General features: G+C 38.7%; 29 protein-coding genes. 17 read left to right on the forward strand and 12 right to left on the reverse strand.

Annotated features, from left to right (window positions below; translation table 11 throughout):
* Positions 1–34 precede the first annotated feature (34 nt).
* The 4 genes from C7H19_RS08855 to C7H19_RS27020 all read left to right on the forward strand — a co-directional run bounded on the left by C7H19_RS08855 (position 35) and on the right by C7H19_RS27020 (position 2,311).
* Complete coding sequence (locus C7H19_RS08855; RefSeq protein WP_106456519.1) at positions 35–1,411, forward strand: glycerol acyltransferase; 1,377 nt, start codon at positions 35–37, stop codon at positions 1,409–1,411.
* A gap of 76 nt (positions 1,412–1,487) precedes the next feature.
* Positions 1,488–1,805, forward strand: a complete 318-nt coding sequence (locus C7H19_RS08860; RefSeq protein WP_106456520.1) for a hypothetical protein — start codon at positions 1,488–1,490, stop codon at positions 1,803–1,805.
* Complete coding sequence (locus C7H19_RS08865) at positions 1,802–2,170, forward strand: aspartyl protease (protein ID WP_106456521.1); 369 nt, start codon at positions 1,802–1,804, stop codon at positions 2,168–2,170. Before C7H19_RS08860 ends, C7H19_RS08865 begins: the two co-directional genes overlap by 4 nt.
* Before the next feature lie 15 nt (positions 2,171–2,185).
* Complete coding sequence (locus tag C7H19_RS27020; protein ID WP_281261722.1) at positions 2,186–2,311, forward strand: hypothetical protein; 126 nt, start codon at positions 2,186–2,188, stop codon at positions 2,309–2,311.
* Between the two features lie 43 nt (positions 2,312–2,354).
* On the opposite strand, the gene C7H19_RS08870 is transcribed toward C7H19_RS27020, so the two are convergent.
* Together C7H19_RS08870 and C7H19_RS26315 are read right to left on the reverse strand one after the other, a co-directional pair.
* Entirely contained in the window at positions 2,355–2,768 is a 414-nt protein-coding gene (locus C7H19_RS08870) for a type II toxin-antitoxin system VapC family toxin (protein WP_106456522.1), read from the reverse strand.
* Positions 2,761–3,315 carry a helix-turn-helix transcriptional regulator gene (locus C7H19_RS26315; RefSeq protein ID WP_219907624.1) on the reverse strand — a complete coding sequence of 185 codons (555 nt, stop codon included), beginning with the start codon at positions 3,313–3,315 and terminating at the stop codon, positions 2,761–2,763. Before C7H19_RS26315 ends, C7H19_RS08870 begins: the two co-directional genes overlap by 8 nt.
* A gap of 278 nt (positions 3,316–3,593) precedes the next feature.
* Here C7H19_RS26315 and C7H19_RS08880 point away from each other — a divergent pair, with 278 nt between their 5' ends.
* Both C7H19_RS08880 and C7H19_RS08885 read left to right on the forward strand, forming a co-directional pair.
* Positions 3,594–3,827, forward strand: a complete 234-nt coding sequence (locus C7H19_RS08880) for an AbrB/MazE/SpoVT family DNA-binding domain-containing protein (protein ID WP_245927403.1) — start codon at positions 3,594–3,596, stop codon at positions 3,825–3,827.
* Entirely contained in the window at positions 3,820–4,206 is a 387-nt protein-coding gene (locus tag C7H19_RS08885) for a type II toxin-antitoxin system VapC family toxin (RefSeq protein ID WP_106456524.1), read from the forward strand. Before C7H19_RS08880 ends, C7H19_RS08885 begins: the two co-directional genes overlap by 8 nt.
* Positions 4,207–4,248: 42 nt before the next feature.
* Here the strand turns inward: C7H19_RS08885 and speB are convergent, their stop codons facing one another.
* The 3 genes from speB to ftsH2 form a co-directional block, all read right to left on the reverse strand.
* Complete coding sequence (gene speB / locus C7H19_RS08890; RefSeq protein ID WP_106456525.1) at positions 4,249–5,145, reverse strand: agmatinase; 897 nt, start codon at positions 5,143–5,145, stop codon at positions 4,249–4,251.
* A 30-nt stretch (positions 5,146–5,175) separates the two neighbouring features.
* On the reverse strand, positions 5,176–5,481 hold the full coding sequence (locus C7H19_RS08895) for a DUF2288 domain-containing protein (protein ID WP_106456526.1): 306 nt from the start codon (positions 5,479–5,481) through the stop codon (positions 5,176–5,178).
* A 90-nt stretch (positions 5,482–5,571) separates the two neighbouring features.
* Positions 5,572–7,461, reverse strand: a complete 1,890-nt coding sequence (gene ftsH2, locus C7H19_RS08900; RefSeq protein WP_106456527.1) for an ATP-dependent zinc metalloprotease FtsH2 — start codon at positions 7,459–7,461, stop codon at positions 5,572–5,574.
* A gap of 447 nt (positions 7,462–7,908) precedes the next feature.
* Here ftsH2 and C7H19_RS08905 point away from each other — a divergent pair, with 447 nt between their 5' ends.
* Positions 7,909–9,306 (forward strand): DUF3370 domain-containing protein, encoded by a 1,398-nt coding sequence (locus tag C7H19_RS08905; protein WP_106456528.1) that lies wholly within the window; start codon positions 7,909–7,911, stop codon positions 9,304–9,306.
* Positions 9,307–9,420: 114 nt separating this feature from the next.
* On the opposite strand, the gene C7H19_RS08910 is transcribed toward C7H19_RS08905, so the two are convergent.
* Complete coding sequence (locus tag C7H19_RS08910) at positions 9,421–10,650, reverse strand: RNA-guided endonuclease InsQ/TnpB family protein (RefSeq protein ID WP_106456529.1); 1,230 nt, start codon at positions 10,648–10,650, stop codon at positions 9,421–9,423.
* 190 nt (positions 10,651–10,840) lie between these two features.
* On the opposite strand from C7H19_RS08910, the gene C7H19_RS08915 reads away from it, so the two are divergent.
* Complete coding sequence (locus C7H19_RS08915) at positions 10,841–11,092, forward strand: hypothetical protein (protein ID WP_106456530.1); 252 nt, start codon at positions 10,841–10,843, stop codon at positions 11,090–11,092.
* 17 nt (positions 11,093–11,109) lie between these two features.
* Here C7H19_RS08915 and C7H19_RS08920 read toward each other — a convergent pair whose 3' ends face one another.
* The 3 genes from C7H19_RS08920 to C7H19_RS08930 all read right to left on the reverse strand — a co-directional run bounded on the left by C7H19_RS08920 (position 11,110) and on the right by C7H19_RS08930 (position 13,125).
* A complete protein-coding gene (locus tag C7H19_RS08920; RefSeq protein ID WP_106456531.1) occupies positions 11,110–11,574 on the reverse strand; it encodes a phosphate-starvation-inducible PsiE family protein in 465 nt (154 codons plus the stop codon).
* Between the two features lie 110 nt (positions 11,575–11,684).
* On the reverse strand, positions 11,685–12,377 hold the full coding sequence (locus tag C7H19_RS08925; RefSeq protein WP_106456532.1) for a lecithin retinol acyltransferase family protein: 693 nt from the start codon (positions 12,375–12,377) through the stop codon (positions 11,685–11,687).
* A gap of 22 nt (positions 12,378–12,399) precedes the next feature.
* Positions 12,400–13,125, reverse strand: coding sequence for a superoxide dismutase (locus C7H19_RS08930; protein ID WP_106456533.1), 726 nt, complete (start codon positions 13,123–13,125; stop codon positions 12,400–12,402).
* A gap of 379 nt (positions 13,126–13,504) precedes the next feature.
* Between C7H19_RS08930 and C7H19_RS08935 the strand changes: the two genes are divergently transcribed.
* Entirely contained in the window at positions 13,505–13,729 is a 225-nt protein-coding gene (locus tag C7H19_RS08935; protein ID WP_106456534.1) for a DUF4327 family protein, read from the forward strand.
* A gap of 57 nt (positions 13,730–13,786) precedes the next feature.
* Here the strand turns inward: C7H19_RS08935 and C7H19_RS08940 are convergent, their stop codons facing one another.
* Genes C7H19_RS08940 through C7H19_RS08950 form a run of 3 tightly spaced genes read right to left on the reverse strand, consistent with a single transcriptional unit; the run spans position 13,787 to position 18,217 of the window.
* Complete coding sequence (locus C7H19_RS08940) at positions 13,787–15,001, reverse strand: type II secretion system F family protein (RefSeq protein WP_106456535.1); 1,215 nt, start codon at positions 14,999–15,001, stop codon at positions 13,787–13,789.
* A gap of 60 nt (positions 15,002–15,061) precedes the next feature.
* Complete coding sequence (locus C7H19_RS08945; protein ID WP_106456536.1) at positions 15,062–16,165, reverse strand: type IV pilus twitching motility protein PilT; 1,104 nt, start codon at positions 16,163–16,165, stop codon at positions 15,062–15,064.
* A 27-nt stretch (positions 16,166–16,192) separates the two neighbouring features.
* Positions 16,193–18,217 (reverse strand): GspE/PulE family protein, encoded by a 2,025-nt coding sequence (locus C7H19_RS08950; RefSeq protein ID WP_106456537.1) that lies wholly within the window; start codon positions 18,215–18,217, stop codon positions 16,193–16,195.
* Between the two features lie 231 nt (positions 18,218–18,448).
* On the opposite strand from C7H19_RS08950, the gene grpE reads away from it, so the two are divergent.
* The 8 genes from grpE to C7H19_RS25570 all read left to right on the forward strand — a co-directional run bounded on the left by grpE (position 18,449) and on the right by C7H19_RS25570 (position 26,104).
* Positions 18,449–19,207 carry a nucleotide exchange factor GrpE gene (gene grpE / locus C7H19_RS08955; protein WP_106456538.1) on the forward strand — a complete coding sequence of 253 codons (759 nt, stop codon included), beginning with the start codon at positions 18,449–18,451 and terminating at the stop codon, positions 19,205–19,207.
* 282 nt (positions 19,208–19,489) lie between these two features.
* A complete protein-coding gene (dnaK, locus tag C7H19_RS08960) occupies positions 19,490–21,559 on the forward strand; it encodes a molecular chaperone DnaK (protein ID WP_106456539.1) in 2,070 nt (689 codons plus the stop codon).
* 108 nt (positions 21,560–21,667) lie between these two features.
* Entirely contained in the window at positions 21,668–22,792 is a 1,125-nt protein-coding gene (dnaJ, locus tag C7H19_RS08965; protein WP_106456540.1) for a molecular chaperone DnaJ, read from the forward strand.
* Positions 22,789–23,010, forward strand: coding sequence for a sulfurtransferase TusA family protein (locus tag C7H19_RS08970; protein WP_106456541.1), 222 nt, complete (start codon positions 22,789–22,791; stop codon positions 23,008–23,010). The genes dnaJ and C7H19_RS08970 overlap by 4 nt, the downstream gene beginning before the upstream one ends.
* Positions 23,011–23,034: 24 nt before the next feature.
* Positions 23,035–24,120 carry a small ribosomal subunit biogenesis GTPase RsgA gene (rsgA, locus tag C7H19_RS08975; RefSeq protein ID WP_219907619.1) on the forward strand — a complete coding sequence of 362 codons (1,086 nt, stop codon included), beginning with the start codon at positions 23,035–23,037 and terminating at the stop codon, positions 24,118–24,120.
* Between the two features lie 90 nt (positions 24,121–24,210).
* On the forward strand, positions 24,211–24,459 hold the full coding sequence (locus tag C7H19_RS08980; RefSeq protein WP_106456543.1) for a hypothetical protein: 249 nt from the start codon (positions 24,211–24,213) through the stop codon (positions 24,457–24,459).
* 111 nt (positions 24,460–24,570) lie between these two features.
* On the forward strand, positions 24,571–25,944 hold the full coding sequence (gene miaB / locus C7H19_RS08985) for a tRNA (N6-isopentenyl adenosine(37)-C2)-methylthiotransferase MiaB (protein ID WP_106456643.1): 1,374 nt from the start codon (positions 24,571–24,573) through the stop codon (positions 25,942–25,944).
* A 7-nt stretch (positions 25,945–25,951) separates the two neighbouring features.
* Positions 25,952–26,104, forward strand: coding sequence for a DUF6887 family protein (locus C7H19_RS25570; RefSeq protein ID WP_181280566.1), 153 nt, complete (start codon positions 25,952–25,954; stop codon positions 26,102–26,104).
* The last annotated feature ends 8 nt before the right edge of the window (positions 26,105–26,112 follow it).

A 26,112-nucleotide genomic window follows, 5' to 3' on the forward strand; every position in this document is an offset into this window, starting at 1 on the left:
AAAATTACATTATAAAAACATCTTTATTTAACCAATGAATCAAAAACATAGACAAGCACAACCGCCTTTAGAATTTATTCCCCCAATGTTAAATCCTTGGGTTTTAAAAGGATGTAAAATAATTCTGCCATTTTGGTTACAAACACGAACCGAAGTAGCCGATATTCACTCTCAAGGTGTTGAGACATTAGTTGAGTGTTATCAGCAGTTTCAAGAAAAGAAAACCCGCTTTTTAATGGCGTTTCGTCATCCTAATATTAATGATCCCTATTGTTTAGCCTATTTGTGGTGGCGTATTATTCCTCAAGTCGCCAAACAAAAGAAAATACCACTCAAAAAGCCTATTCATGCCCATTTTATGTACGATCGCGGGATACCCATTTGGGCTGGAGAAAAGGTAGGATGGCTGTATTCTAGTCTAGGCGGCACATCCATTCAACGGGGTAAAATGGATTTAATGGGGTTAAGATCCGCACGTCATTTATTTACTGATGGTGAGTTTCCGATGGCAGCTTCTCCCGAAGGCGCGACAAATGGCCATAATGAAATTATTAGCCCTCTAGAACCTGGTATCCCTCAACTGAGTTTTTGGTGTGTCGAAGACTTACGCAAAGCGAAACGTTCAGAATCGGTTTTAATCGTTCCTATTGGCATACAGTACCATTATCTTACACCGCCTTGGGAAAAAATATCCTATTTACTCACCCAACTCGAAACAGAAAGCGGTTTAATATCTCATCAGGAGGAAAGTGTCAATGAAAAGATGTTATATCAACGACTCTACACACTTGCAGAACATTTTTTAAAAATAATAGAAGAGTTTTATCGAGACTTTTATCATAAAAAGATTCCCCAAATTGAGCCTCAAAATATAGATAATCCTAATCTAGCTTTAGGAATTCGTCTACAAAACTTACTAAATACTGCTTTGAGTGTATCAGAAGAATATTTTAATTTAGAGCCGACGGGAAACGTGATCGATCGTTGTCGTCGCATTGAACAAGCAGGATGGGATTATATTTATCGACAAGAATTAAAGCCTACTCATCCATTATCGATCGTTGAACGAGGATTAGCCAATCGTGTTGCCGAAGAAGCAGAATTAATGATGTGGCACATGAGAATAGTTGAAAGTTTTGTGGCAGTAACGGGGTATTATGTCAAGGAAAAACTTACTGCCGAACGCTTTGCCGAAACATCCTTATTATTATGGGATTTAGTCGCTCGAATTAAAGGAGAAAGTTCATTTTTCCGCCCACAATTGGGAAAACAAACGGTACAAATTACTATTGGTGAACCGATTTCAGTCAGCGATCGTAGTTTAGATTATCAAAAAAATCGTCGTCAAGCCGTAGCGAATTTAACACAAGATTTACAGACTGCTTTAGATAGTTTAATTATTCGGGATTAAAAAACTTTTTTAGGATTAACCAAACAGACTTAAAACCGCATTAACATAAAAATAAAACATAAGATCAAGCTAACCTATGTCTCAATATATACCTGAACGAGTTGTACGGCGAGGGCGCATTTTCCCCGAAATTCAATGGACAGAATCCAAAAAAGCACAACATAAAGCTAGACAAGAAGCTTTTTATCAACGTTGTTGGGCAATTTTTGAACGATTAAAGCCTGAATTGCTAGATAAATATTATGGTTGGTATATTGCAATTGAGCCAGATAGCGGCGATTATTTCATAGACTCAGTTAAAGAAGTAGCCAGTCAAAAAGCACGTAACAAATATCCTAACTCTATTCATCATATTTTTGGGATTAATGAAACTGGAGTTAGCGGAAGAATATGATCCGAGGAAGGTTTGGGGAGAATGGTCAAATCTATTTTGAAATTGATTTAATTGATAATGTTGGGGAAAATCTTGCTGTCGAAGCCATGCTAGACACTGGTTTTACCGAATTTCTGGCGATGAACCAGCAAGATATAGACAGTCTTGAATGGTCATTTTTAGGTCAAGATAAACTAATGACAGCGCAAGGTGAAGCCACTTTTAATATATACTTAGGTCGTTTAGCAATAGATGAGCAAGTTTTTGAAATTCCTGTTTTTGCAGGTTCTGAAATTCAAAAAATTTTATTGGGTTCACAATGGCTTAAACAATTTACATTAATAGTAAGATATTCTGAAGGTAGAGTAACGCTTGAAAAGGAATAAAATCTAAAAATCAGTGTGATCTACTGTACTTTTTCAGTCAGCGATCGTAGTTTAGATTATCAAAAAAATCGTCGTCAAGCCGTAGCGAATTTAACACAAGATTTACAGACTGCTTTAGATAGTTTAATTATTCGATATTAAACAAATTATAAAATTTATTACAGCTAATTTAATTAATCTTATATTACTCAAGCATTAAAGCTCTAAATCCAGCTTGTACGAAATGTACATCCACAGTCACAGCATCGGTTAATTCTTGTTGTTGCATGACTACAAAAGAAATACAGTCAACTAATCCCCAAGTTTTGTCTAAACGTGATTCATAAAGAGTTAAACCCTCGTTAAACAGTTCTGAGCTTACATTAACTACATTTATATTGACTGTTTGATAACATTGCTTTATAAAATTCACTGCACTTTGTCGATTAATGCTACTTAAAGCGTTTCCTACTTCCATTAAAATTGCTTCCGTCAACCAAACCTCATGAGCATTTTTAATACGGGGCAATATTCTTATCGCTTGTAGGTGATATTGATCATGTTTATTTAGAATAGCTTGAATAAATACGGTATCAACAAATAAACGCTCTCTATTCATTGCCTATATTCCGCTTGGGTGTACCATACAAATAATGATCATGTTCACTAGACCAATCTGGAGGCGCATCAACTGTACCCGCCAGATTTTCTAAAATATCCCAAGCATCTAGAGGTCTTTCAATTTTTTGCTTGGTTTCTTGACCAATAATTCCTAAAAGCTTTTGAAAGGCTTCAGCTTGAAGTTGCTCTAAGATTAATAGCTTTTTATCAAATGGAAGTTGAGATACTTGTTGCTTAATTCGTTCTATCTCAATAATCTCATTTTTTTGAACGATCACTTTATCAGATTCATTCATTAAATAGATATAAAATTCATCCATTGTTGTGCCAAATAATTTAGATAATGCCCAAAAGTTATCAACATCAGGTAAACCATTACTTTTAGAGTTAGGTTTTTCCCATGATTGTAATGCGCCATAAGTAAATTTAGGAATTCCACATACATTAGCAACATATTCACAGAACTGTGATTGTGTCATTCCTAGCTCATCTCTCTTATTTTTGACTAATTTTGCAAGTTTTTGTTTACGTGTATTATGTTCCATTGTTGATAACTTTACTGATTTATCGGTTTAAAATTTAGCCTACTAACTTAATATAACAGATTTATATAAAAACATACATATATGTATGTAAATAGACTTTTATAAATGTTAAACGATGTGATCTTATGCCTCAATATACACCTGAACGAGTTGTACGCAGAGGTCTCATTTTTCCTAAAATTCTATAGACAAATAGAAAAGTCTGCACACATTGAATTGACATGATGCCATAATAAAAATAAATGGCTTTTTTATAGATTATGGCAAATCAAAAAAATATGACAAAAATTACAGAAGGTGGCAGAATCCTTATTCCTGTCGAATATCGCCGCGCTTTAAACTTAGAAGTAGGTGACGAAGTCGTTTGTATCCTAGATGAGGGAGAAATACGGATTATTCCTCGCCCAGAAGCTTTTCGTCGCGCTCAAAACATCATTGGACGATATGTCAAATCACGTTCTTTAGCTGATGAACTGATTTCTCAAAGAAGAGAAGAGGCTCATAATGAGTAATTATGTATTGGATGCTAGTGCCATTCTTGCTTTCCTCAACCAAGAACCAGGTAGCGATCGAGTTTCAGAAATATTAGCAACAGGAGCAGTCGTCAGCGCGGTTAATCTCAGCGAAGTGATCACAAAGTTAATTGAAGCAGGAGTACCAGAAGAAGAGATTCGTCTAGTTCTTAGTTATCTCAACTGTACAGTGATCAACTTCGATGAACAGTCTGCTTGGTATGCTGCTCTTCTTCTTCCTCTAACTAAAAATGCAGGTCTATCATTAGGCGATCGCGCTTGTTTAGGATTATCGCTACAATTAAATTTACCAGCCGTAACATCTGACAGAGCTTGGCAGTTGCTAACCATAGGAGCGACAATCGAAGTTATTAGATAATATTTATAAGTTTTTGGTGGGGCTTGCCCACCTACCTATAAACTATTTAAACCGATATCCAATTAATTTATAGATCAACTTGGCTGTTGTAAATTCAGACACCACAGAATCGACAATTGGGGCTAATTCCATCACATCACATCCGATGACTTGATGGGTTTCACAGACACGTCGTAGGAATTTTAAGGTATCATACCAATTTAAGCCACCGGGTTCGGGTGTGCCGACTCCTGGAATTAAAGTCGGATCGATCCCATCAACATCAATGGTAATAAAGACTTTTTCTGTTTTAATTTGTGCGATCGCTTTTTCGACCCAATCTGGATCATAAGCGGTATTTCTTGCCCAGACAACGGGGATTTGTTTTTCTTGAATCAATAAAGCTTCTTCAGAGCAAATAGCACGTATTCCTACAGGAAGCGTCGGTAAACCCATTTCTATCACCCGTCGCATCACACAAGCATGATTATGTAATGAGTCTTCATATTCATAACGCATATCTCCATGTGCGTCAATTTGAATCACGGTAAAGGGTTCGTTTAATGCTTCTAAATACGCTCTGACAACACCCGTAGTTATAGCGTGTTCTCCCCCAACTGCGACGACAAATTTCTCATCTGCAATGAGTCTCGCTACCGTTGCGGTGGTTTCCTCTAACATTTCCTCTGCGGTGAGAGAAGGGTTACGACGAGTATCTGCAATAGATTCATGAGTATAAAAACCTAATTGTATACAGATTTCTTGTTGTAATTCCTCGTCATACGCTTCTAACTGTTGTGAAGCATCTAGAAAAGCGTCGGGCCCATTTTCACACCCTTTACGATAAGTCGTTGTTGCTTCATAAGGAATGGGTAAAATGACGACTTTTGCAGTTTCATAAGGTGTAATGGCTTCTGAACCCAAAAACTGTAAAACTTCAGTTTGAGATTGTACTAACATTAACGGCGTTGTCCCAAATATATCTAATTTCTATTGTAATTCAGAGGAATTGATAAACTGAACCAGTACAAAAGGCTGAACGATGAGAGTACTAAACTGTCTTTCTGGGGTAATATTCCAGTCACTTAATTGATCGGGAGTCGGTTTATGAATCAGATTTTGGCTAATCCAACTTTGTACTATATTAACTTGATCACCTGCGATCGCATCACCAACTTCCAGAATATCTAATGAGGGCTCAACAACAATTAAAACATCGCGTTGAGCATGGGGAATGAGATCGCGCCACTCGACATAAGCTAATTCTTGTTTTAGCTGGCTTTTTATGTCTGACATTTGATAAAAAAAGGGTAACTATATTTATCTTAAGGGATAAATGTAAAGACGCGCCATGACGCGTCTCTACCGTTGTTTCATACAATATAATTACAACTGAGGGACAAACTGTTCTTTTTCAGGAACATGAGTGTATTCAGCAACGATTTGACGGAATTCCTGTCCATTGATTGTTTCTCTTTCAATCAATAAATCAACCAAACGATCGATAACTTCACGATTTTCTCGCATAATTTGTCTAGCAATTTGATGAGCGTGTTCAACAATTCCTCTGACTTGATCATCAATGCGAGTCGCTACTTTTTCGGAATATTCGACACGGTTCATCAAACCACCGCCTAAAAAGACTTCCCCACCAGCACTTTCTAAAGACAAGGGACCAAGATCACTCATCCCGAAACGAGTCACCATCTGACGCGCCATTTCAGCAACTTGTTGTAAGTCACCGCCTGCACCTGTGGTCACTTCATCATAACCGAAGATTTCTTCTTCTGCGGCACGTCCACCTAATGCACCACTAATTCTAGCCATGAGTTGCGCTTTGGTGGTGAGTCCTTGTTCTTCGTTGGGGGTAAACCAAGTTAAACCTTGTGCTTGTCCTCTGGGGATCAGAGTCACTTTTTGGACAGGATCATGATCTTTAAGAAGTGTTCCGACGATCGCGTGTCCTACCTCATGATAAGCAATTAACCGTTTACTCTTGCTATCAACTAAAGGCGTTCCTTCCATCCCTGCGACAACGCGATCTACTGCGTCATCAACTTCTAACATGGTGATGGCTTCTTTACGACGACGGGCTGTTAAAATAGCTGCTTCGTTCATCAGGTTAGCCAAGTCTGCACCACTAAAACCCGGAGTCCGACGGGCGATCGCTTCAATAGAAACTTCAGGGGCTAATTTCTTGTTACGGGCGTGAACATCTAAAATACCAATACGACCTTTAAAGTCTGGCGCATCGACGATCACTTGTCGGTCAAAACGACCAGGACGCATCAAAGCAGAGTCTAGAACATCAGGGCGGTTTGTTGCTGCAATAATAATAATTCCTGTATTGCCTTCAAAACCATCCATCTCGGTAAGTAACTGGTTAAGGGTTTGTTCCCGTTCATCGTTACCACCACCGATCCCCGCGCCCCGTTGACGACCTACCGCATCAATTTCATCGATAAAAATCAAACAGGGAGCATTTTCTTTAGCTTTTTTGAACAAGTCACGAACACGAGATGCACCCACCCCGACAAACATTTCGACGAATTCTGAACCAGATATACTGAAGAAAGGTACGCCCGCTTCACCTGCGATCGCTTTAGCAAGTAAAGTTTTACCAGTTCCAGGAGGTCCGACTAAGAGAACACCTTTAGGAATTTTTGCGCCGACTGCGGTAAAGCGTTCGGGTTGTTTAAGGAAAGTCACAACTTCTTGTAACTCTTCTTTCGCTTCATCAATTCCAGCAACATCATCGAAAGTGATCCCTGTTTTAGCTTCCATCTGGAAACGGGCGCGGGACTTACCAAAACTCATTGCTTGTCCGGGGCCACCTGGAATATTACTCGAACGACGGAACAGGAAAAAGAGAGCCGCAATCAGTAAAAATGGGAAAATTAGATTACCTAAAAAGCCCCACAATGCGCCATCATTCCGTAAAGGATGAATATCAAAGCTAATGTTAGAATCTCTTAATTTAGCAATTAAATCTGGAGAATTTGAAGGTAAATCCACTCTCAAACGTTGAATACGATTTTCGAGTTCTGGATCAACCGCTTGTACAATGGCTGTTCTTCCGCCTTCATACAGATCAACGCTAATTACTCGGTTCGTATCTAGATATTCTAGAAAACGTCCGTAAGTCATGCGAGTACTGGCGGTATTATTTCCGATGGAAGAAGAAGTTGCCGTCGCAAAGGTACCTTGCCAAAGGAAAAACCCAATGAACAACAAGGGTAAGATCCAAAGTAATACGGTTCGCCAAGAAATTTTCATGTTTTTTTTAGTATCTCTCTTTAATGAGCAAAATTTAGTTTGCTAACTTACTTGGCTACTTTTGTCAATGCTAGTAGCACAATTAAAGCCGAATTGTTATTAGCAGCTTTTGTATCTTAATTAAATTTAACGTAATTCTCAGTTTTCTTGCAATAGCTGATCCCAAGCCGAAGGAAAATAGGATGAGAATCGATACGCATTGAAACAATTATTTGAGCAAGTAAGTCTTAATCAATCAGTTTCTCTAATTATGAGACATAAATAGATGATTATCTATGATTATGATTATAATTAGTAAATTATAATAAAACCAAATCTTAGATATTAGTATATTTAATCAAATTTCTTTTCAGATTTCCCTTATATTTATTTAGATGATTGAAATCTCGTTATTTATCGTGATTCATCTCTTTTGCTGATTAATCTGTGACTGTTCACTTGTCCTTTATGCTACCTTTCATTTATCCGACCATCATTGCCCAAGCAACGGCAACTGTAGCACCGATAGAGCGACGTTATATTACGCAATTGCAAGAAGTTCGCACGCTACCAGGACAGCTTAATGATGTTTTAGTATTTAATAGCAACAGTCCAGAAGTGATTCACTCTGAAGGTATTCTGCTTTCTACTTTTCCCCAAAGTGGAAAACTGTCTCCTAAAGCACATCTGAACCAACCGCTACAAGGTCGATTTGATATTTTTACCCATCATATCGCTCGTCCCTATAACAATAAACGGCCACTCTATCAAGGATTACTCGTTCATAATCCCACTTCAAAACCCATTATGATTCGGGTTTTACAAGCGGCTAGTTATTTAAATTCTACGGATGCACCTTTTATCGAACTTCCTTCACAAGTTGAAGATCCCGTCGGCCGATTTTATTCAGGGCCAGGATCACGATTAATGGGTGATATCCTTAGAAGAAGAAATCAACCCCAGTTTCCTAGTTATATTGTTATTCCTCCACAACAAAGCCAGATGTTGTTTACGTTGCAAATTCCCAACCGCAGCGCACGTTCAACACTGATGCGTCTTGATAGCAGTGGCCCTGTTTATTTAGCTAATTTAGCCATGAGTGCGATCGTAGAGATCCCGAAAACCCCTAAACCCAAACCTCAAGACAGAGATCGCAATATTACCCCCAGTGTACTGCTACGAGTCCCCACGATTGAAGAATGGAAAACGGTTTTAATTAGAGGAAAACTTGCGACACCCAGAGATTTAGTGCCAACTCCTCCCGATCGTTTTGGTATAGATGAAAAAGATAAAATTTATGGTCGTGTGGCAGGAATTTCGGTAGGCTCAGAATGGTTTGCACGAGTTACTGATCAACCAAAAACCTCTCATTTAACGATTCCCAAAACAGGCAAAGCTTTTTCTTATCCTTTGAGTACCGTTACAGCAGCAACCTTTGGGACTCGACAAGTCCAAAGCGCACCGATGTTAGTCCGCTATCCTGATACGGCTTATCGAGCGCATGGAAATTATGGAGTACACTATAATTTAACTTTCCCTTTGTATAACTCTTCTGAGCGATCTCAAACAATTTCCGTATCCCTGCAAACACCATTTATTGATGATCGATACAGCGATCGCTTATTATTCGTCGAACCGGCACAAGGTCAAGTTTTTTTTAGAGGGACGATACGAGTAGCTTACAGAGATTCTGGAAGTTTATCGAGTGTTCGGTATTATCATCTTGTGCAACGTCAAGGACAGCAAGGAGAATCATTACTTAAGATAGAAATTCCTGCACGATCTGTTCGTGAGGTTAATCTTGATTTTCTTTATCCTCCTGATGCAACGCCTCCTCAAGTATTAACCGTACAAACTTTGGATTAAGTTCCACAAAAGGCTTACTCTGTCTTGCTCTTATACTATTGATAGATATTTTAGCTCATTCTAAATCCATCTATCTATAGTTGCTAATTGTATAGTCAAATATTACATCGACTATCAACTAACTTTGTACGGTTTAACCCGTACTGGGTGAACTACAACACCCTCTACTAGATGAGCCAAAGCATTTCCAGCTACTTGCTGATAAAGTCTATAAATGTTTAAACTGCCATTTATATCAGCATTTATTGTTCTATCATTTGCGGCTTTAAATAACCCACGCTTGATTCTTTTCCCTAGATACTTCTTATGTTTTTGAATAGGCTCGTTATCTAATGCAGAACACTTAGAAGTATAAGCTTCATTAACTAAGACGACTTCAATGCCAGCGAGTTTAGCTTTATATTGAAGTTGTTCAATTAACTTTTTATGAGGAATAGAGACAAATGACTGGTTATTAACACGACCGATATTAATGCCATCTTTAAACCCTTCATTCCAACCAATTACTAAAACGCCAATGTTATTCTTAACCAAGTCATTAATTATAGCGCGACTTGTTGTGTGGAGATAGTAGTCCACTTTTTGATTTCTTTTTGCCCACAGTTTTTCTAATCTCTTACTGGTGAATTGATTATCGTTTAACTGAGAACGGAGAAAGGCATTTAGTTTATTGGCATATTGATTGGCGGCTTTAATGGCACGCCCATCATAGATACAAGGTTTAAGCCTAGGAATATTATAGGTTAAAGTAGCTAGATTATTTAATCCTATATCGACTGAAGCTACTCTAGAAGCGGGCAGTTTTTCTGTAGCTTCGCCGACTGAATAAATAATTTCAACTACATAACAACCTGTTCGTGGGACGATTCTTATTTCTTCAATTTCAGTCACCTTTGTTGGTAAAAAGATTTTCGTTCCACTAGGATTAGCAATCTGCTTTTTTAAAAGCTTTTTACTAATTGCTTGATGATTGTAAGTAACAATAAATCGACCATCCTCTCGATTTTTCTTTCTGGTTCCCTTGTAATGAGGGATTTTCGGTTCTCCTTTAAATAAGGATGGATTTTTCAAGTAAGATTTTTTGGCTTGATAATAAGATGTCCAATTTCTCAAAGCTAATCTTAAAGTCCCTTGAGCTACTTTAGATGGTAGTGCTTTATAATCTACACCTGTTTTTAGTTGATGATACACTTCTATTGCATTAGTCATTACTCCTAAGAAAAAGTTTTGACGGTAAATATACGTTGCGCTGTTGTAAAGATTTTTTGATAACCAACAAAGCTGGTCGCACTCATTAAAGTAACGATGACCCCGTTTAATTAAATGACGCTCTACTAACTGCATTTTGGTATATATACTGAAAATACTTCAATTGTAACATAAAATCTGTGAAATCAACCAAGTGATATTTGCTGTTACTTGTTAATGTTTGTCTACATTTTCATTTAAGTTTTGTGATACTGTGTTTTGGACAAAACTAATGTTAAACTGTAACTATTAATACAGAAAAAATCAGCATTATATTAAATCTATTATGGATAGAAAACCGCACTGGCAACTCTATAAAGAGTTAGAATGCCTCCCTCAATCAATCCCCGAACCAACCGCAGAAGCAGCCGTTTTAACTTTTCCCTTGCGAGAAGCATGGAAAGTATTAATGAATGTCTTAGCTCAAGAATTAGTTTATGAGCAGCAAATCGAATTTTTAGAACGGTGTTTAGACCATGAATTAGAAGAAAATCAGCCAAATAATTTTTGGGGCAAATTTTTAAAATTAATCGATTAGTTAGCCCAAATATCGATTTATTTATCATACTTAACTTGTCGGACTAACCAATAACAAAAAGTCAGCGCAGCCATTGAAAAGCCCAAAGCGGTTAGATCCGAACTCGTGTATTTAGAGGTATCAAAAATAATAATTTTTCGAGCGATCGCAATAATTGCCGTCACAATTACTAATTCTACGTGAAACACATTCTTTTTTAAATAAGCCGTTATATTATCCAATAATTCTAAAGCAATTAATATATTAAGAAATAAACCAAAAATTTCTATTAAAGTTTTACTAAAAAATCCGATTGGTTCAGAATTCCAAACATCTTTAAACAAAATGACCACTAAATCAAATAAAGAAACTAAAATGACAAATAATAACACTATAGTTAATATTTTTGCCGTAAATTTCTCAAAACCATGAACGATTTCTAAAAAGCTTTCATCTTTAAAACTTTCTCTGAATCGCTCAAAAAAATTATTAGATTTTTTCATAAGATAGATATTTGTCTATGATTTATTAAGCTTATCTTAAAAAAATCATGTCATAAACTGACTCTTACTGCAAGATAGAATCAAATAAACTAGAGTTATAAATCCTATTATTAACCAATTTTATTAGCAATTAATAAATCCTTAATTACCTTTTCCGCCATAATTGCTAATTGATCTAACTCATCTTTTAATTTATTCGCTTGTTTTTTATAATAAACCTTCCGTTCTAAAGCTTTTTGAGCTAAATCAACCCGATTTTGTTTCAGTGCTTCGGTAGCGACTTTATTCCAAGAATCTATTTCTTTTAATGCTGTTTTATACTGAGGCTGTAAATCATCCCAAACCACTTTAATATCTGCTAAAGCACCTTGTAATAAAGTTCTAGCATTACTAGGATCTGCACCGACTAAAGCTTCTTTTAAAGGATCATATAAACCAACTGTCTTGAGATGAGCAATAATTGGAATAAAATCTTTAATCTGTAAACTTTCACTAATTCCCGTCTTACACCAAGTGGCAAAATGTTCACAATTATTAAACAATAAATTATACTTTTGTTCAGCTAATCGACTTTCGGCACGTGACACCACAACATCAGGAATAAAACAAAATCCATTAGTATATTGAACCACATACACAGGATTATTTCTAGAAAACGTTTCAAAAGATGTTTTTTCAACTATCTCACTAGGTTTGCGATAATGAATAACAGTTCCATCACCGCAGTCAATCCCATGATGTTGATAAACACCTTTTAAATTCATAAATTCTCGATAAACGTAAATTTGATCGCCACGTGCCATAAAATAACCAAAAAACTAACTTTTAAGCTTTCTTGCTCTGAAAACGTCGATTAACTTCTTCCCAATTCACCACATTCCACCACTGTTTTAAATATTCACCTCGGTTATTGCGGTATTTTAGATAATAAGCGTGTTCCCAAACATCATTTCCCATGATAGGTGAAAAACCTTGCATAATGGGGCTATCTTGATTGGGTAAATTCATCACTTTGAGTTTATTACTTTTATCTAAAACTAACCAAACCCAACCACTACCAAAGACTTTAGCACCCATATCCGTAAACGTAGTTTGAAAAGCTTCAAAACTGCCAAAATCTTTTTGTATCGCTTGTGCAATTTCACCTTTTGGCGTTCCACCACCATTAGGACTCATAATCTCCCAAAATATTTTATGATTAAGATAACCGCCACCATTATTCCGCACAGTCTGACGAATATCAGTCGGTATAGTATCTAAATTAGACAATAATTGATTAATAGATTTACTTTTTAGCTCTGGATATTTATTAATCGCTTCATTAAGATTTTTAGTATAAGCGGCATGGTGTTTATCGTGATGAAAACGCATGGTTTCTTCATCGATATAAGGCAAGAGTGCATTATAAGCATAAGGAAGCGGTGGTAATTTAAAGGGTTCACTTTGAGTCTCAGTGGTTTGAGCAAACGTTGGGTTAGATAAACCTTCAATTGCTGTGGCGGCTGTAAGTGTTCCACATAACATTAAAAAATGACGACGGTTGATAGCCATATGTTTTATTTTAACTGCTGACAACGTAGCCATTATAATTTTTTAGGGATGCGATCGTAACTTTCTCTAGCTAGATTGTAAAAACAAATAATATTTTTTTATCAAACTGAGTTGGTTATTTGCGCCTTTTTTTTAAGTGAATTTCGAGACAAAATTCTTACATAATTTATAGAGACGAGACATGACACATCTGTATTTTCTAGCAGAATCAGTGCATAAAAAGGTTTGACAACCACATCCTACCTTGTTGACAAACGTTTGTCATCTATCTGTCATTTACCTGACACAATAGACCATTAAGCTAAGAAAAATCCGAAAAATAAATCAATTGAGTTAGATGTGAAAACTGCTCTATAGTAGGCACATCAGGAGATATGTTATGGTTCAATCAGCGATGAGACATTCCCTCGAAGTATTAAGGGAAGAAGCAATACAACTTGTTCAACAAGGATATCTACAGCGTAATCAACCGATTTATCTTCTCAGTCGTTACCTGCCGCCGCAAATCTGGACTTGTTTAGAATATGTTTTAGAAGAACATAACTTTTTACTGCGCGATCGCATTGGTGATTTAATTAATCAAGAACGATGGGAAAACGACTAATCGGATAAAGAAGCCAAAAAAAGGTCAATTATTGCAACTTTACCCGATGATTTTTTTCTAACCCAAAGCATCGAAAACTTTAAACATCGGTAAATACATCGACAGCAGAATCGTACCAACCAACCCCGCAATCATCACCATCATCAAGGGTTCAATGACGCTAGTGAGAGCTTTTACCGCTTGTTCCACCTCATCTTCGTAAAAATCAGCAACTTTCATCATCATTGTATCTAATTCCCCTGTTTCCTCCCCAATACTAATCATTTGAATAGCTAGTGCGGGGAAAACTTTTTCTTGTTGCAAAGCAAGACTCATCATTCCCCCTTGTTGAATTTCAAATTTAGCAGCGCTAATCGCATTCGCAATCACCTGATTCCCCACAGTATCGCAGACAATTTCTAAAGAATTCAAAATCGGCACACCCGAACGAGTTAACGTACCGAAAACGCGGCAAAAACGAGCAACCGCAGTCTTCTCGTTTAAATCTCCAAATAACGGCATTTTGAGCAAAAAACCATCAATTTGTAAGCGTCCTGCTGGGGTTTTGTAGTAATTTTTCAGAAAAAAGGTAGTACCGATGATTGCACCAATGGGGATCAAAATCTTCCAACTTCGCATGATACTGCTCAAAAACAACATAAATTTAGTCAGTGCGGGTAAAGGAACATCTAAATCTTGGAAAATTTTCGCAAAAACAGGAATCAAAAAAATCGTCATTGCAAAGAAAACAATAATCGCTAGAACGCCGACTGTTGTAGGATAAGCCATCGCGGATTTAATCTGATTTTTCAACCTGGCCATATCTTCTAATAATTTAGCTAAACGATTTAAAACTTCATCTAATACCCCGCCCGCTTCGCCCGCTTCAACCATACTGACATAGAGTTGATCAAAACATTCTGGATGTTTAGCCATTGCTTCAGAAAGAGGGCTACCTTGTTGTACTTCTGAACTAATTGCGGTGAGAGCTTTTTTCAACTTCGGGTTACCGCATTGTTCCGATAACACCCCTAAACATCTCACAATTGCCACACCCGCATTAATCATGACCGAAAATTGACGGGAGAAAACCGCTTTATCTTTAATTGAAACATTCGCTAAAGCTGATTCAAGACCCGATAAATCTATTTCCATTCCCGCTTTATTTATTTTTCCCACCGAAGCATATTTCATCTTCAGGAGAACGCGAGCTTGTTCTGGTGTGTAAGCTTGCACTTTTTCTTTAAAAACTTTACCTGAATTATTTTTTACTTGTGCTACAAAGGTCGGCATATTCAGTCCTCGTCTTCTATTTTTAAAATAATAGTTATTAGAAATATTTGCTTTTTTTCTTTAGCGTTTTGCTCCAGTTGCTATCGGTTTCGCCCCTGCGATTAAACGTTGTAATTCATCGGGTTTACCGCTTTTAGAAATTGCTTCTTCAAAGGAAATCGTGCCATTAACGACCAAATTCGTTAAAGCTTGTTCCATTGTCTGCATTCCCAATTTTAAACCAGTTTGAATTGATGAGTAAATTTGAGAGGCTTTTCCTTCTCGAATTAAGTTGGCGATCGCTGGTGTGACAATCATAATTTCTTGCACCATTGCTCGACCAAATTCACCAGGTTTAGGAGCTTTTTTCTGTACCAAAGCTTGACTAAAAACCGCTAATAAAGAATTAGATAACATCGCTCGGATTTGTGCTTGTTGATTAGCTGGAAAAACGTCAATAATCCGATCAATTGTTCCAGCAGCCGAGTTCGTATGCAGTGTCCCAAAAACCAAGTGTCCTGTTTCTGCGGCCGTAATAGCTAAACTAATTGTTTCTAAATCCCGCATTTCCCCAACTAGAATAATATCGGGATCTTCGCGTAAAGCTGCCCGTAGTGCATTGGCAAAACTTTTCGTATCTTCTCCTTTTTGACGTTGATGAAACAGGCTTTTGGCATTGGGGAAAACATATTCGATCGGATCTTCAACGGTTAAAATATGTTCAGCACGAGTCCGGTTAATCAGATCTAACATCGCCGCTAAAGTCGTAGTTTTGCCAGATCCCGTTTGTCCTGTCACTAGAATAAGCCCTCTAGGACGTTCCGACATTTCTCGAATCACTTCAGGTAAGCCGAGTTGTTCAAAGTTAGGGATTTTCGACGATAATGCTCGCAAACAAGACGCATAACAGCCTCTTTCTTTGTAAACATTCACCCGAAACCGCGCTAGTCCTTTAATGCCATAAGAACAATCTAACTCCCAATTCTGCTCTAACTCTTTGCGTTGAGTATTGTTGAGCATACTAAAAATTAATTTCTGACAATCTTGCGGTGTGAGGAGTTCTTCACTAATGGGGGCTAACTTACCACTAATACGAAAATAAATGGGCGCTCCTGCTTGAATGTGCATATCAGAGCCACCCATTTCGACCAATTGTTCCATTAAATCTTCAATCATTAATTCCATTGATATTTCTCCTTGTTTCCATTAAATTTAGTGATCAGTAAATCGAGGGGTCATACAATAGGGACAATCTAACCACTCTGGTTGTAAATCGGCGCTACAAGTTCGACAGGTTAAACCACTCTTGCGTTTTGCTTTTAATTCCGCCTCTAACCCCGAATCTGTAAAGGTTACTCGTTCTACTTCTTCTAAGGTGGTGTATCCTTGACGTACCAGGTTAAGACTATAGGCGAGGAGGGTAATCATTCCTTCTTCAACTGCTACTTCCTTAATGCGGTCTGTGGTTGCGCCCTCATTAATCATGGCTTGTAGGCGTTCACTGTTCCGCATCACCTCATACACACCCACCCGTCCTTTATAGCCACTGCCATTACATTTTTGACATAATTGGTTAGCCATGCGGGCTTGTTGAATTTCCTCATGAGTTAAGCTATTAGCTTTATAGAAAATAACTTCTTCTTCATTGGAAGCACTTAAACCAAAGCGAGCAAGTTCTTGTCGAGTCGGGTTATAGGGGACACGGCATTCTGTACAAACTCGACGCATTAGACGTTGTGCTAAAACACCGAGTAAAGATCCAGAGACCATAAAAGGTTCAACCCCCATCTCATCAAGCCTGGCGATCGCACCTGCTGCATCATTAGTGTGTAATGTGGTTAAGACCAAGTGACCCGTTAACGCGGCTTCAATCGCTGTTTTTGCCGTTTCTTTGTCCCGTGTCTCACCCACCAGGATCACATCGGGGTCTTGTCGCATAAAAGCTCGTAGAATTGACGAAAAATCCATCCCTTTTTCCCGGATGACTTGAACTTGGGTAATTCCGGGTAAAGAATATTCGATCGGGTCTTCGGCTGTACTAATATTAACCCCAGGATGATTTCGTTCTGCAAGCACCGAATACAGACTGGTTGATTTACCTGAACCCGTTGGCCCAGTAACCAAAATCAGACCAAAAGGACGACTTGCTAAATCTCTAACAATTGCTAGAGTGTCATCATCGGTGATCAATTTATCTAAACCCAGTTGAGTCGCGCTATTATCTAAAATCCGTAAACAGACTTTTTCGCCATAACGACTCGGTAGTGTATTGACCCGAAAATCGACTTTTCTGCCTTGATACATCCGGCGAATTTTGCCATCTTGGGGGAGTCGTCGTTCGGCAATATCAAGATCCGACATAATTTTAAAACGAGCAACCACAGCCGGCGTAACCTTACGCGGTAAAGGTTCAAAAGCTTGTTGTAGTACCCCATCTCGACGAAATCGAATGCGAAGATATTCTTCTTGCGGCTCGACGTGAATATCGGATGCACCTTCTTGTAACGCTTTTGCTAAAATTTTGTTGACAAGATTGATCACTGGTGCTTGATTTCCATCGACTGCATCTAATTCATCAGTCGCCTCATCTTTAGCGGCGGAAACGGTGGCATCAATATTATCGACAATCTCGGTAATATCGGCTAATTTCTCGATTTCTCTTTCTCTTTCGAGTTTTTTCTTTTCGTTATCGAGTTCGCCTTGGACTGAGTGATACTGCTCTAATAATCCCTCGTAATCTTCGGGTGTAATGACTAGACGCTGTAATTCTAGATCTTTCGGGCGCAAGATTCGGTTAACATCATCGAGTGCTTCAAGGTTATCCGGATCAACCATTGCAACTAGAATAGAGACAGGGATTCCTTCAATTCGTCGCAGAGGGATCAGTCGATAACGACGACAAATATCAATAGGAATCAACGAATCGATCAATCTTGCTGATTCAAGAGGATCAACATTGTTAATCTCAGGATCGAGGAATTCAACCCCGTAGAGAATTTTTAATTCAAAAAGCTGATTTTTTTTGTACTGTCGCTGTAGTTCGGGTGGTAAAGGTCTTCCCGTAATCATTTGCAGAACATCGGTTAACGGACGACCTGTTTTTCGGGTTTCGATTAATGCTTGCTGCATTTGATCGGGTGCTGCATAACCCGCTTGTACGAGCTTGTTTCCAAAAGGCGAAAAATAGTTTCTTAAAGCAACGGCGCGAGTCCGTTTTGTAGTTGACGCATTCGTCATAAAATTTTGTTATCCTCTTCACTACTCTTCAGTGTTCCCAAAAAAGGAGATAAATTAATCGAGAGCCAGTGAAAAGTTTTTGATAAATCAAAAAATTGGCTTGAATTGGGCTTCGGTTTTCCACCAATGGGTAGACCACGCCGATTGACCACAAAATGCTACATTAGTTGGGAGGGAATCCTACAAAAGATTAGAAAAACACAAGCCAATTGCGACTCCAGTAATAGTCCTATGAGTGAAGAACAAAAACCATTAGAGACAACTTTAGAAAATATAAAATCCTCTTCTGGGCAAATGGGGGAAACCAAACCAGAACCGTCAGTCGATCCTAAATTTGAATCCAATTCGCCTACGAATGAGGATAAAAATGAAGAACCATTCACCGATTCTGCTTCAGAAAGTCTTTCCCCTGAAGCTATCATGACTTCTTTACAGCAAGAAGTAGCAATGCTCTCTCAACAACTTGATGAGCAAACCCAACAAGCTGAAGCCAATAAGAAACGCTACATTAATCTAGCTGCTGAATTTGATAATTTTCGGAAACGGACACAAAAAGAAAAAGAAGATTTGGAAATTCAGATCAAATGTAAAACCATTGCTGAATTATTACCCGTAATCGATAATTTTGATCGCGCTAGAACTCAGCTTAAACCCGCTACCGATGGAGAAATGGGCATTCACAAAAGTTATCAAAGTGTCTATAAAAACTTTGTTGATGGTTTGAAACGCCTTGGAGTATCAGCAATGCGCCCCGAAGGGCAACCCTTTGATCCCACTTATCATGAAGCAATGCTACGTGAATATACTGATGATTATCCCGAAGGAACTGTGATAGAACAGTTGATACGAGGCTATCTTTTAGGCGATCAAGTCCTTCGACACGCAATGGTTAAAGTTGCGGCGGCTAAAGATCCTGATCAGACTTCTGAGTCAACCGAAAACTATAGCTCATCGTCTTATTCTGAAACCAGCGACTCTAGTTCAATGTAACAAGAGTATCTAGTCATTAGTTGATCAGGTAATTTCTGGGTGACTAATGACTCAAGCGAATTGATATTGATTCAGTTCGTTGCAGTGGAATCCGTTTTTAATCAAAAGAATCCTTAGTCCGTAAATTTACAGTCAAAAATCAGATCACGCAAAAGTTAGTAGTTGCACTCTTGACGTGTCAATTAATAATTTGCACTTTTGACAACTCTAAACTGAGCATCAGATGAAAGTAAATTTCGGGTTATTGTAAGGAGAAATGCGTATTATTGTGGCACAAGCATTATGGGAAAAGTCATTGGGATCGATTTAGGGACAACCAATAGTTGTGTTGCAGTTCTAGAAGCTGGACAACCTATAGTGATCCCCAACTCGGAAGGCGGACGCACAACCCCAAGTATTGTGGGTTTTGGCAAGTCCAATCAGCGCTTAATCGGACAGTTAGCCAAACGTCAAGCCGTAACCAATGCCGAAAATACGGTTTATAGTATTAAACGATTTATCGGGCGACGCTGGGCGGAAACTGAACAAGAACGATCGCAAGTAACCTACATATGTAATAAAGGACGAGACGACACCGTAAATGTTCGGATTCGTGAGCGCGATTTTACCCCGCAAGAAATTAGTGCGATGATTCTCCAAAAACTAAAAAAAGATGCTGAAGATTTCCTCGGAGAACCCGTCTCAGAAGCGATTATTACTGTTCCTGCCTATTTCACCGATGCCCAAAGACAAGCCACCAAAGACGCTGGAGTTATTGCTGGTTTAGAAGTATTAAGAATTATTAATGAACCAACTGCCGCCGCCCTCGCCTATGGATTAGAAAAACAAGATGAAGATCAACAGATTTTAGTGTTTGACTTAGGGGGTGGAACTTTTGACGTATCCATTCTACAAATCGGAAATGGGGTGTTTGAAGTTAAAGCGACTTCTGGAAACAATCATCTAGGTGGCGATGACTTTGATAACGTTTTAGTGCGTTGGTTAATTGAAAATTTCAAAAAGTTGGAAAAAATTGATCTAAATACTGATAAAATGGCGGTTCAACGCTTAAGAGAAGCTTCAGAAAAAGCAAAAATTGAACTCTCAACAACGGGAACAACATCAATTAATTTACCCTTTATTAGTGCCGATGAAAATGGGCCAAAACATTTAGAAATAGAACTTACTCGCGCTAAATTTGATGAACTAACACAATCACTCGTCGAAGCAACAAGAGGACCGGTTCAACAAGCATTAAAAGATAGTGAATTAACGCCCCAAGATATACAAAGAGTCATTTTAGTAGGTGGATCAACGCGCATTCCCGCCGTACAACAGATGATTCAACAAATTTTTCCAGTAAGCAAAATTGATCGCTCAATTAACCCAGATGAAGCAGTAGCCCTAGGAGCAGCCATTCAAGGTGGCGTGTTAGGTGGAGATATTGAAGATATATTACTTCTAGATGTAACCCCCTTATCATTAGGAATTGAAACACTCGGCGAAGTTTTTACTAAAATTATCGATCGCAATACCACCGTTCCCACCAGTAAATCTCAAATCTTTTCCACCGCAGCCGATGGACAAACCTCAGTCGAAATACAGGTTTTACAAGGCGAACGCGCTATGGCCAAAGATAATAAAAGTTTAGGAAAATTCTTACTCAATGGAATTCCACCCGCACCGCGAGGAGTCCCTCAGATTGAAGTTTCATTTGAGATCGATGTCAATGGAATCTTAAAAGTTTTAGCACACGATCAAGGAACCGGCAAAGAACAAAGTATCTTAATTAGTCATACTGGAGGACTCAAACCCGAAGAAATTGAGCGAATGCGTTCCGAAGCCGAAAAATACGCGGATTACGATCGTCGTCGTCTTGTGATGATTGAGATCAAAAATCAAGCCGATAGCTTATTCCATACTTATGAAACAACCCTTAAAGAAAATAATCATTTAATCAGCGAAGACTTAAAAGTATTAAGTCAACGGAAAAAAGAACAGTTAGAAGCAGGACTAAAAGATAATAGCGTTAGTTTAGAAAAACTGAAAACCTATCTCGAAGAATTTAGACAAGTCATCCTTGAAATTGGAACGCGAATTTATACAGGGGCTCAAGCTAATTCAAACACACAAACCTTTAATGCTCTTCCAGATGATCCAACTCGTCTAACTCGTCCTGATAAAACAATTGAAATGTCAGCCACAGCGATTTCTAATACAGCCAATAAACCAACGACACCCTATCGTCCCTCAACAGAAACGAGTACAGGAACAAGTTTTAGAACCTATACCCGCGTCGAACCTCAATCGAGCGAATCCTATGATTATGATTCTGATGAAACAATGGCGAGTGATTATGAAGCAGTAGATTAGTTAGGATTAACGATTAGATAGACAGGGGTGTTAATTTTCGTCAATAGTTTGCTAGAGTAACATCTAGACCCATTAGATCATTACCAATAAAAGAAAAAAAGCTGCTCTATGCCAGGTGATTATTACGAAACTCTAGGAGTTCCAAGAGACGCAGACAAAGAAGAGATCAAACGAGCTTATCGTCGTCTAGCTAGAAAATATCATCCAGATGTTAACAAAGAAGCTGGAGCAGAAGAACGATTTAAAGAAATTAATCGCGCTTACGAAATTCTCTCAGAACCCGAAACCCGTTCTAGATACGATAAATTTGGTGAAGCGGGCGTGGCCGGGGGTGCTGGTGTTGGCGCTGAGTATGGCGATTTTGGCGGCTTTACAGATATTTTTGAAACGATTTTCGGTGGTTTCGGCAATATGGGCGCAGGTGGGGCAACCCGTCGGCGTAGCGGGCCAACTCGTGGCGATGACCTAAGACTCGATTTTAAACTGAAATTTAAAGAAGCCGTTTTTGGTGGTGAAAAAGAAATCCGGATTCGTCACTTAGAAACGTGTCAAACTTGTCAAGGTAGTGGCGCAAAATCAGGGACAGGCTCGAAAACTTGTACAACCTGTAGCGGTGCAGGACAAGTTCGACGCGCTACCCGTACACCGTTTGGGACTTTTGCTCAAGTGTCCACCTGTCCCACTTGTAACGGTACAGGCGAAGTGATCGAGGAAAAATGCGAAGTTTGTGGCGGTGTTGGACGCAAGCAAGAAACCAAAAAACTTAAAATTACAATTCCCCCAGGTGTGGATAATAATAATCGCCTTAGAGTCGCTTCTGAGGGCGATGCAGGTCTAAAAGGGGGTCCCCCTGGAGATTTATACGTTTATATCACAGTCGAAGCCGACGAAGAGTTTAAACGCGATGGCTTTGATATTAAGTCGGATCTGACGGTGAGTTATCTGCAAGCTATTTTAGGTAGTACTTTAAAGGTGACTACAGTAGACGGGCCAGAAGATTTAGTTCTTCCTGCGGGAACTCAACCCAATACGGTTTTAACACTACAAAGTAAAGGTGTTCCTAAACTGGGTAGTCCAACCCTCAGAGGGGATCATCTATTTACGATTAAAGTTTCGATACCGACTCGCATCAATGCTGAGGAACGAGAATTACTCGAAAAACTCGCTAAGATGAAAGGTGATGGCCAAGGAAAGGGAGGATTAGAAGGCTTCTTCAATCTATTTCAAAAATGAGTCAAGTCACCTTAGATCTTCGCGGTACGCCTTGTCCGATTAATTTTGTTCGTACTAAACTCAAACTTGAACAAATGCCTAAAGGTGAGTTGTTAGAAGTTTGGTTAGATGGCGGTGAACCCATCGAACAAGTACCTCAAAGCTTAACCGTAGAGGGGTATACGATCGACAATATCCAAGAAAATGACGGTTTTTTTATCCTCCATGTACGTCGTTAATCTAAAAGAGTGGACCCAGTTATCTTGAGCGAAAAACCAATAACAAGTCTGTATGGAACGGTTTTAGCTGTTCAGGCTAATTATTATCACGTCAAATTAGATACAAATGAACTAGAAGATCGTTGCTTGCTTTGCACCCGTCGTACTCGACTCAAGAAAATTGGTCAAAAAGTGATGGTAGGCGATCGCGTTTTGGTCACTGAACCTGACTTTCAGGATGGACGAGGGGCAATTTCCGAAGTACTACAGCGAAAAACAGAATTATCACGACCTCCCGTCGCTAATGCTGAACAAATTTTATTAGTGTTCGCTTTAGAAGAACCTAGTTTAGATCCTTGGCAACTCAGCCGTTTTTTAATCAAAGCGGAGTCTACTGCTTTAACCTTGTGTTTGTGTCTAAATAAATCTGATCTGATTAGTCCACAGCAACAACAAGCATGGCAAAATCGTCTTAATGGATGGGGCTACCAATCAATTTTTCTCAGTGTAACTCAAGATCTCGGAATCGAAGAATTACTATCGCGTTTACAGAATAAGATTAGCATTCTAGCCGGGCCTTCAGGAGTTGGGAAATCGAGTCTGATTAATCGTTTAATTCCTAATATAGAACAGCGCGTGGGTTCAGTATCAGGAAAACTATTAAAAGGTCGTCATACAACTCGTCATGTGGAATTGTTTGACTTACCCAATAGTGGATTAATTGCCGATACACCAGGATTTAATCAACCTGATGTCGATTGTACTCCAGATCAACTGGCTTATTTATTTCCTGAAGCAAGACAACGGTTAAGTCAGGGGAATTGTCAGTTTAACGACTGTTTACATCGTCTTGAACCGAATTGCGTGGTTAGAGGAGACTGGGAACGCTACGAACATTATTTGAAGTTTTTAGAAGAAGCGATCGTTTTACAGTCCAATGTATCCCAACTTCCCGACGAAGAAACAAACCTAAAACTCAAAGTTAAAAGTTTAGGACAGTCCCAATATGAGCCAAAATTAGAAAGTAAGAAATATCGTCGCCCCTCTCGAAAACAAAACAATCAATTTTTACAGGAACGCTATGAAAATCAAAATTTACGTGATCTAGCGGATACCGATGAAGATTGGTAATTATAATCCTTAGTGAGTAGGAAGATGAAACCCCGACAAGAGATAATTAAAATGTACAGTCAATTTCAGTCTTGATTAACTTGAAAAATTATGGAAATATTGAGTATTTTAGGATTAATTTCTACATTTTCGCTATTAGGATTAGTCGGCTGGACACTAGGCAGTGTAGTAAAAGATACGATTGAAGTAGCCAAAACAATGCACGAGATACCCTGTGCAAATTGTCAATATTTTACCGATGATCATCGTCTAAAATGTACACTACATCCGAAAACGGCTAATACTGAGCAAGCGATCGATTGTTCGGATTATCGCGTCTATAATCGATTTTACTCTTGAAAGTGAGAATGAGATTTTAGAAATTTGTCTTTGGTCGGACTCATTATCCAAGTGCTACCCCAACAAGGATTAGACGCGGTTATAATAAAGAATTGGACTTTAATTGCTAAAATGACCATGACTCAATCCGATCGCCGCTACCATATTACGACTTTTGGCTGTCAGATGAATAAAGCTGACTCGGAACGCATGGCAGGTATTTTAGAAGAAATGGGGTTTAATTGGTCAGAAGACCCCAACGAGGCGGATCTGATCCTTTATAATACTTGTACGATTCGGGATAATGCCGAACAAAAAGTTTATTCTTATTTAGGTAGACAGGCAAAACGCAAGCAGGAACATCCAGAACTAACTCTGATTGTTGCAGGTTGTGTCGCCCAACAAGAAGGCGAAAAATTATTACGACGGGTTCCTGAGTTAGATTTGGTAATGGGACCACAACACGCTAACCGTCTAGAAGATTTATTACAACAGGTGTTTGATGGAAATCAAGTCGTAGCCACTGAACCTGTCCACATTATAGAAGATATTACTAAACCTAGACGGGAAAGTAAAGTTACCGCTTGGGTAAATGTGATTTATGGTTGTAATGAACGCTGTACTTATTGTGTGGTTCCCAGTGTACGGGGGGTTGAACAGTCTCGCAACAGAGAAGCAATTCGCGCCGAAATGGAAGAATTAGGCAGATTAGGCTATAAAGAAATTACTTTACTCGGACAAAATATTGATGCTTATGGGCGAGATTTACCAGGAGTAACGGCAACAGGAAGACATTTACACACCTTGACAGATTTACTATATTATGTACACGATGTATCAGGGGTGGAACGTCTTCGCTTTGCAACCAGTCATCCGCGCTATTTTACCGAACGTTTGATAAAAGCGTGTTATGAGTTGCCCAAAGTGTGTGAACATTTCCATATACCGTTTCAGTCGGGTGATAATGAGCTTCTAAAAGCAATGAAACGGGGTTATACTCATGAACGCTATCGCCAAATTATTGAGAAAATTCGGGAATATATGCCCGATGCGTCAATTAGTGCTGATGCGATCGTCGGTTTTCCAGGGGAAACAGAAGCACAGTTTGAGAATACCCTAAAACTTGTAGATGATATTGGATTCGATCAACTTAATACCGCAGCTTATTCACCTCGTCCGGGGACACCCGCCGCAATATGGGATAATCAACTGAGTGAGGAAGTCAAAAGCGATCGCCTACAACGTCTTAATCATTTAGTCTCACAAAAAGCAGCCGATCGTTCTGGGCGTTATTTAGGAAGAATAGAAGAAGTTTTAGTCGAAGATGTAAACCCGAAAGATCCAACTCAAGTCATGGGTAGAACCAGAGGAAATCGTCTGACATTCTTTAAGGGTAATATTGAACAACTCAAAGGGCAATTAATTAAAGTGAAAGTGACCGAAGTTCGTGCCTTTAGTTTAACGGGTGTTCCGATTGAAAAAACAGAATTAGTCCCTCTGTTTTAAACGAGGTATGATGTTACCGAAATTTAATTTTAAAGAAATGAGTCTTCAGGAACTACGGCGTTATGTCTTAGATCACAGAGATGATGAGGAAGCATGGGAAGAATTTACCAGTCGGGAACGACCTAACGCTACTTATTTTAAGACAAATATGCCTTTATAGCCGCGCCC

Origin of the sequence: Aphanothece hegewaldii CCALA 016, from assembly GCF_003007785.1 — a bacterium.
GTDB classification, from domain to species: domain Bacteria; phylum Cyanobacteriota; class Cyanobacteriia; order Cyanobacteriales; family Microcystaceae; genus Chroococcus; species Chroococcus hegewaldii.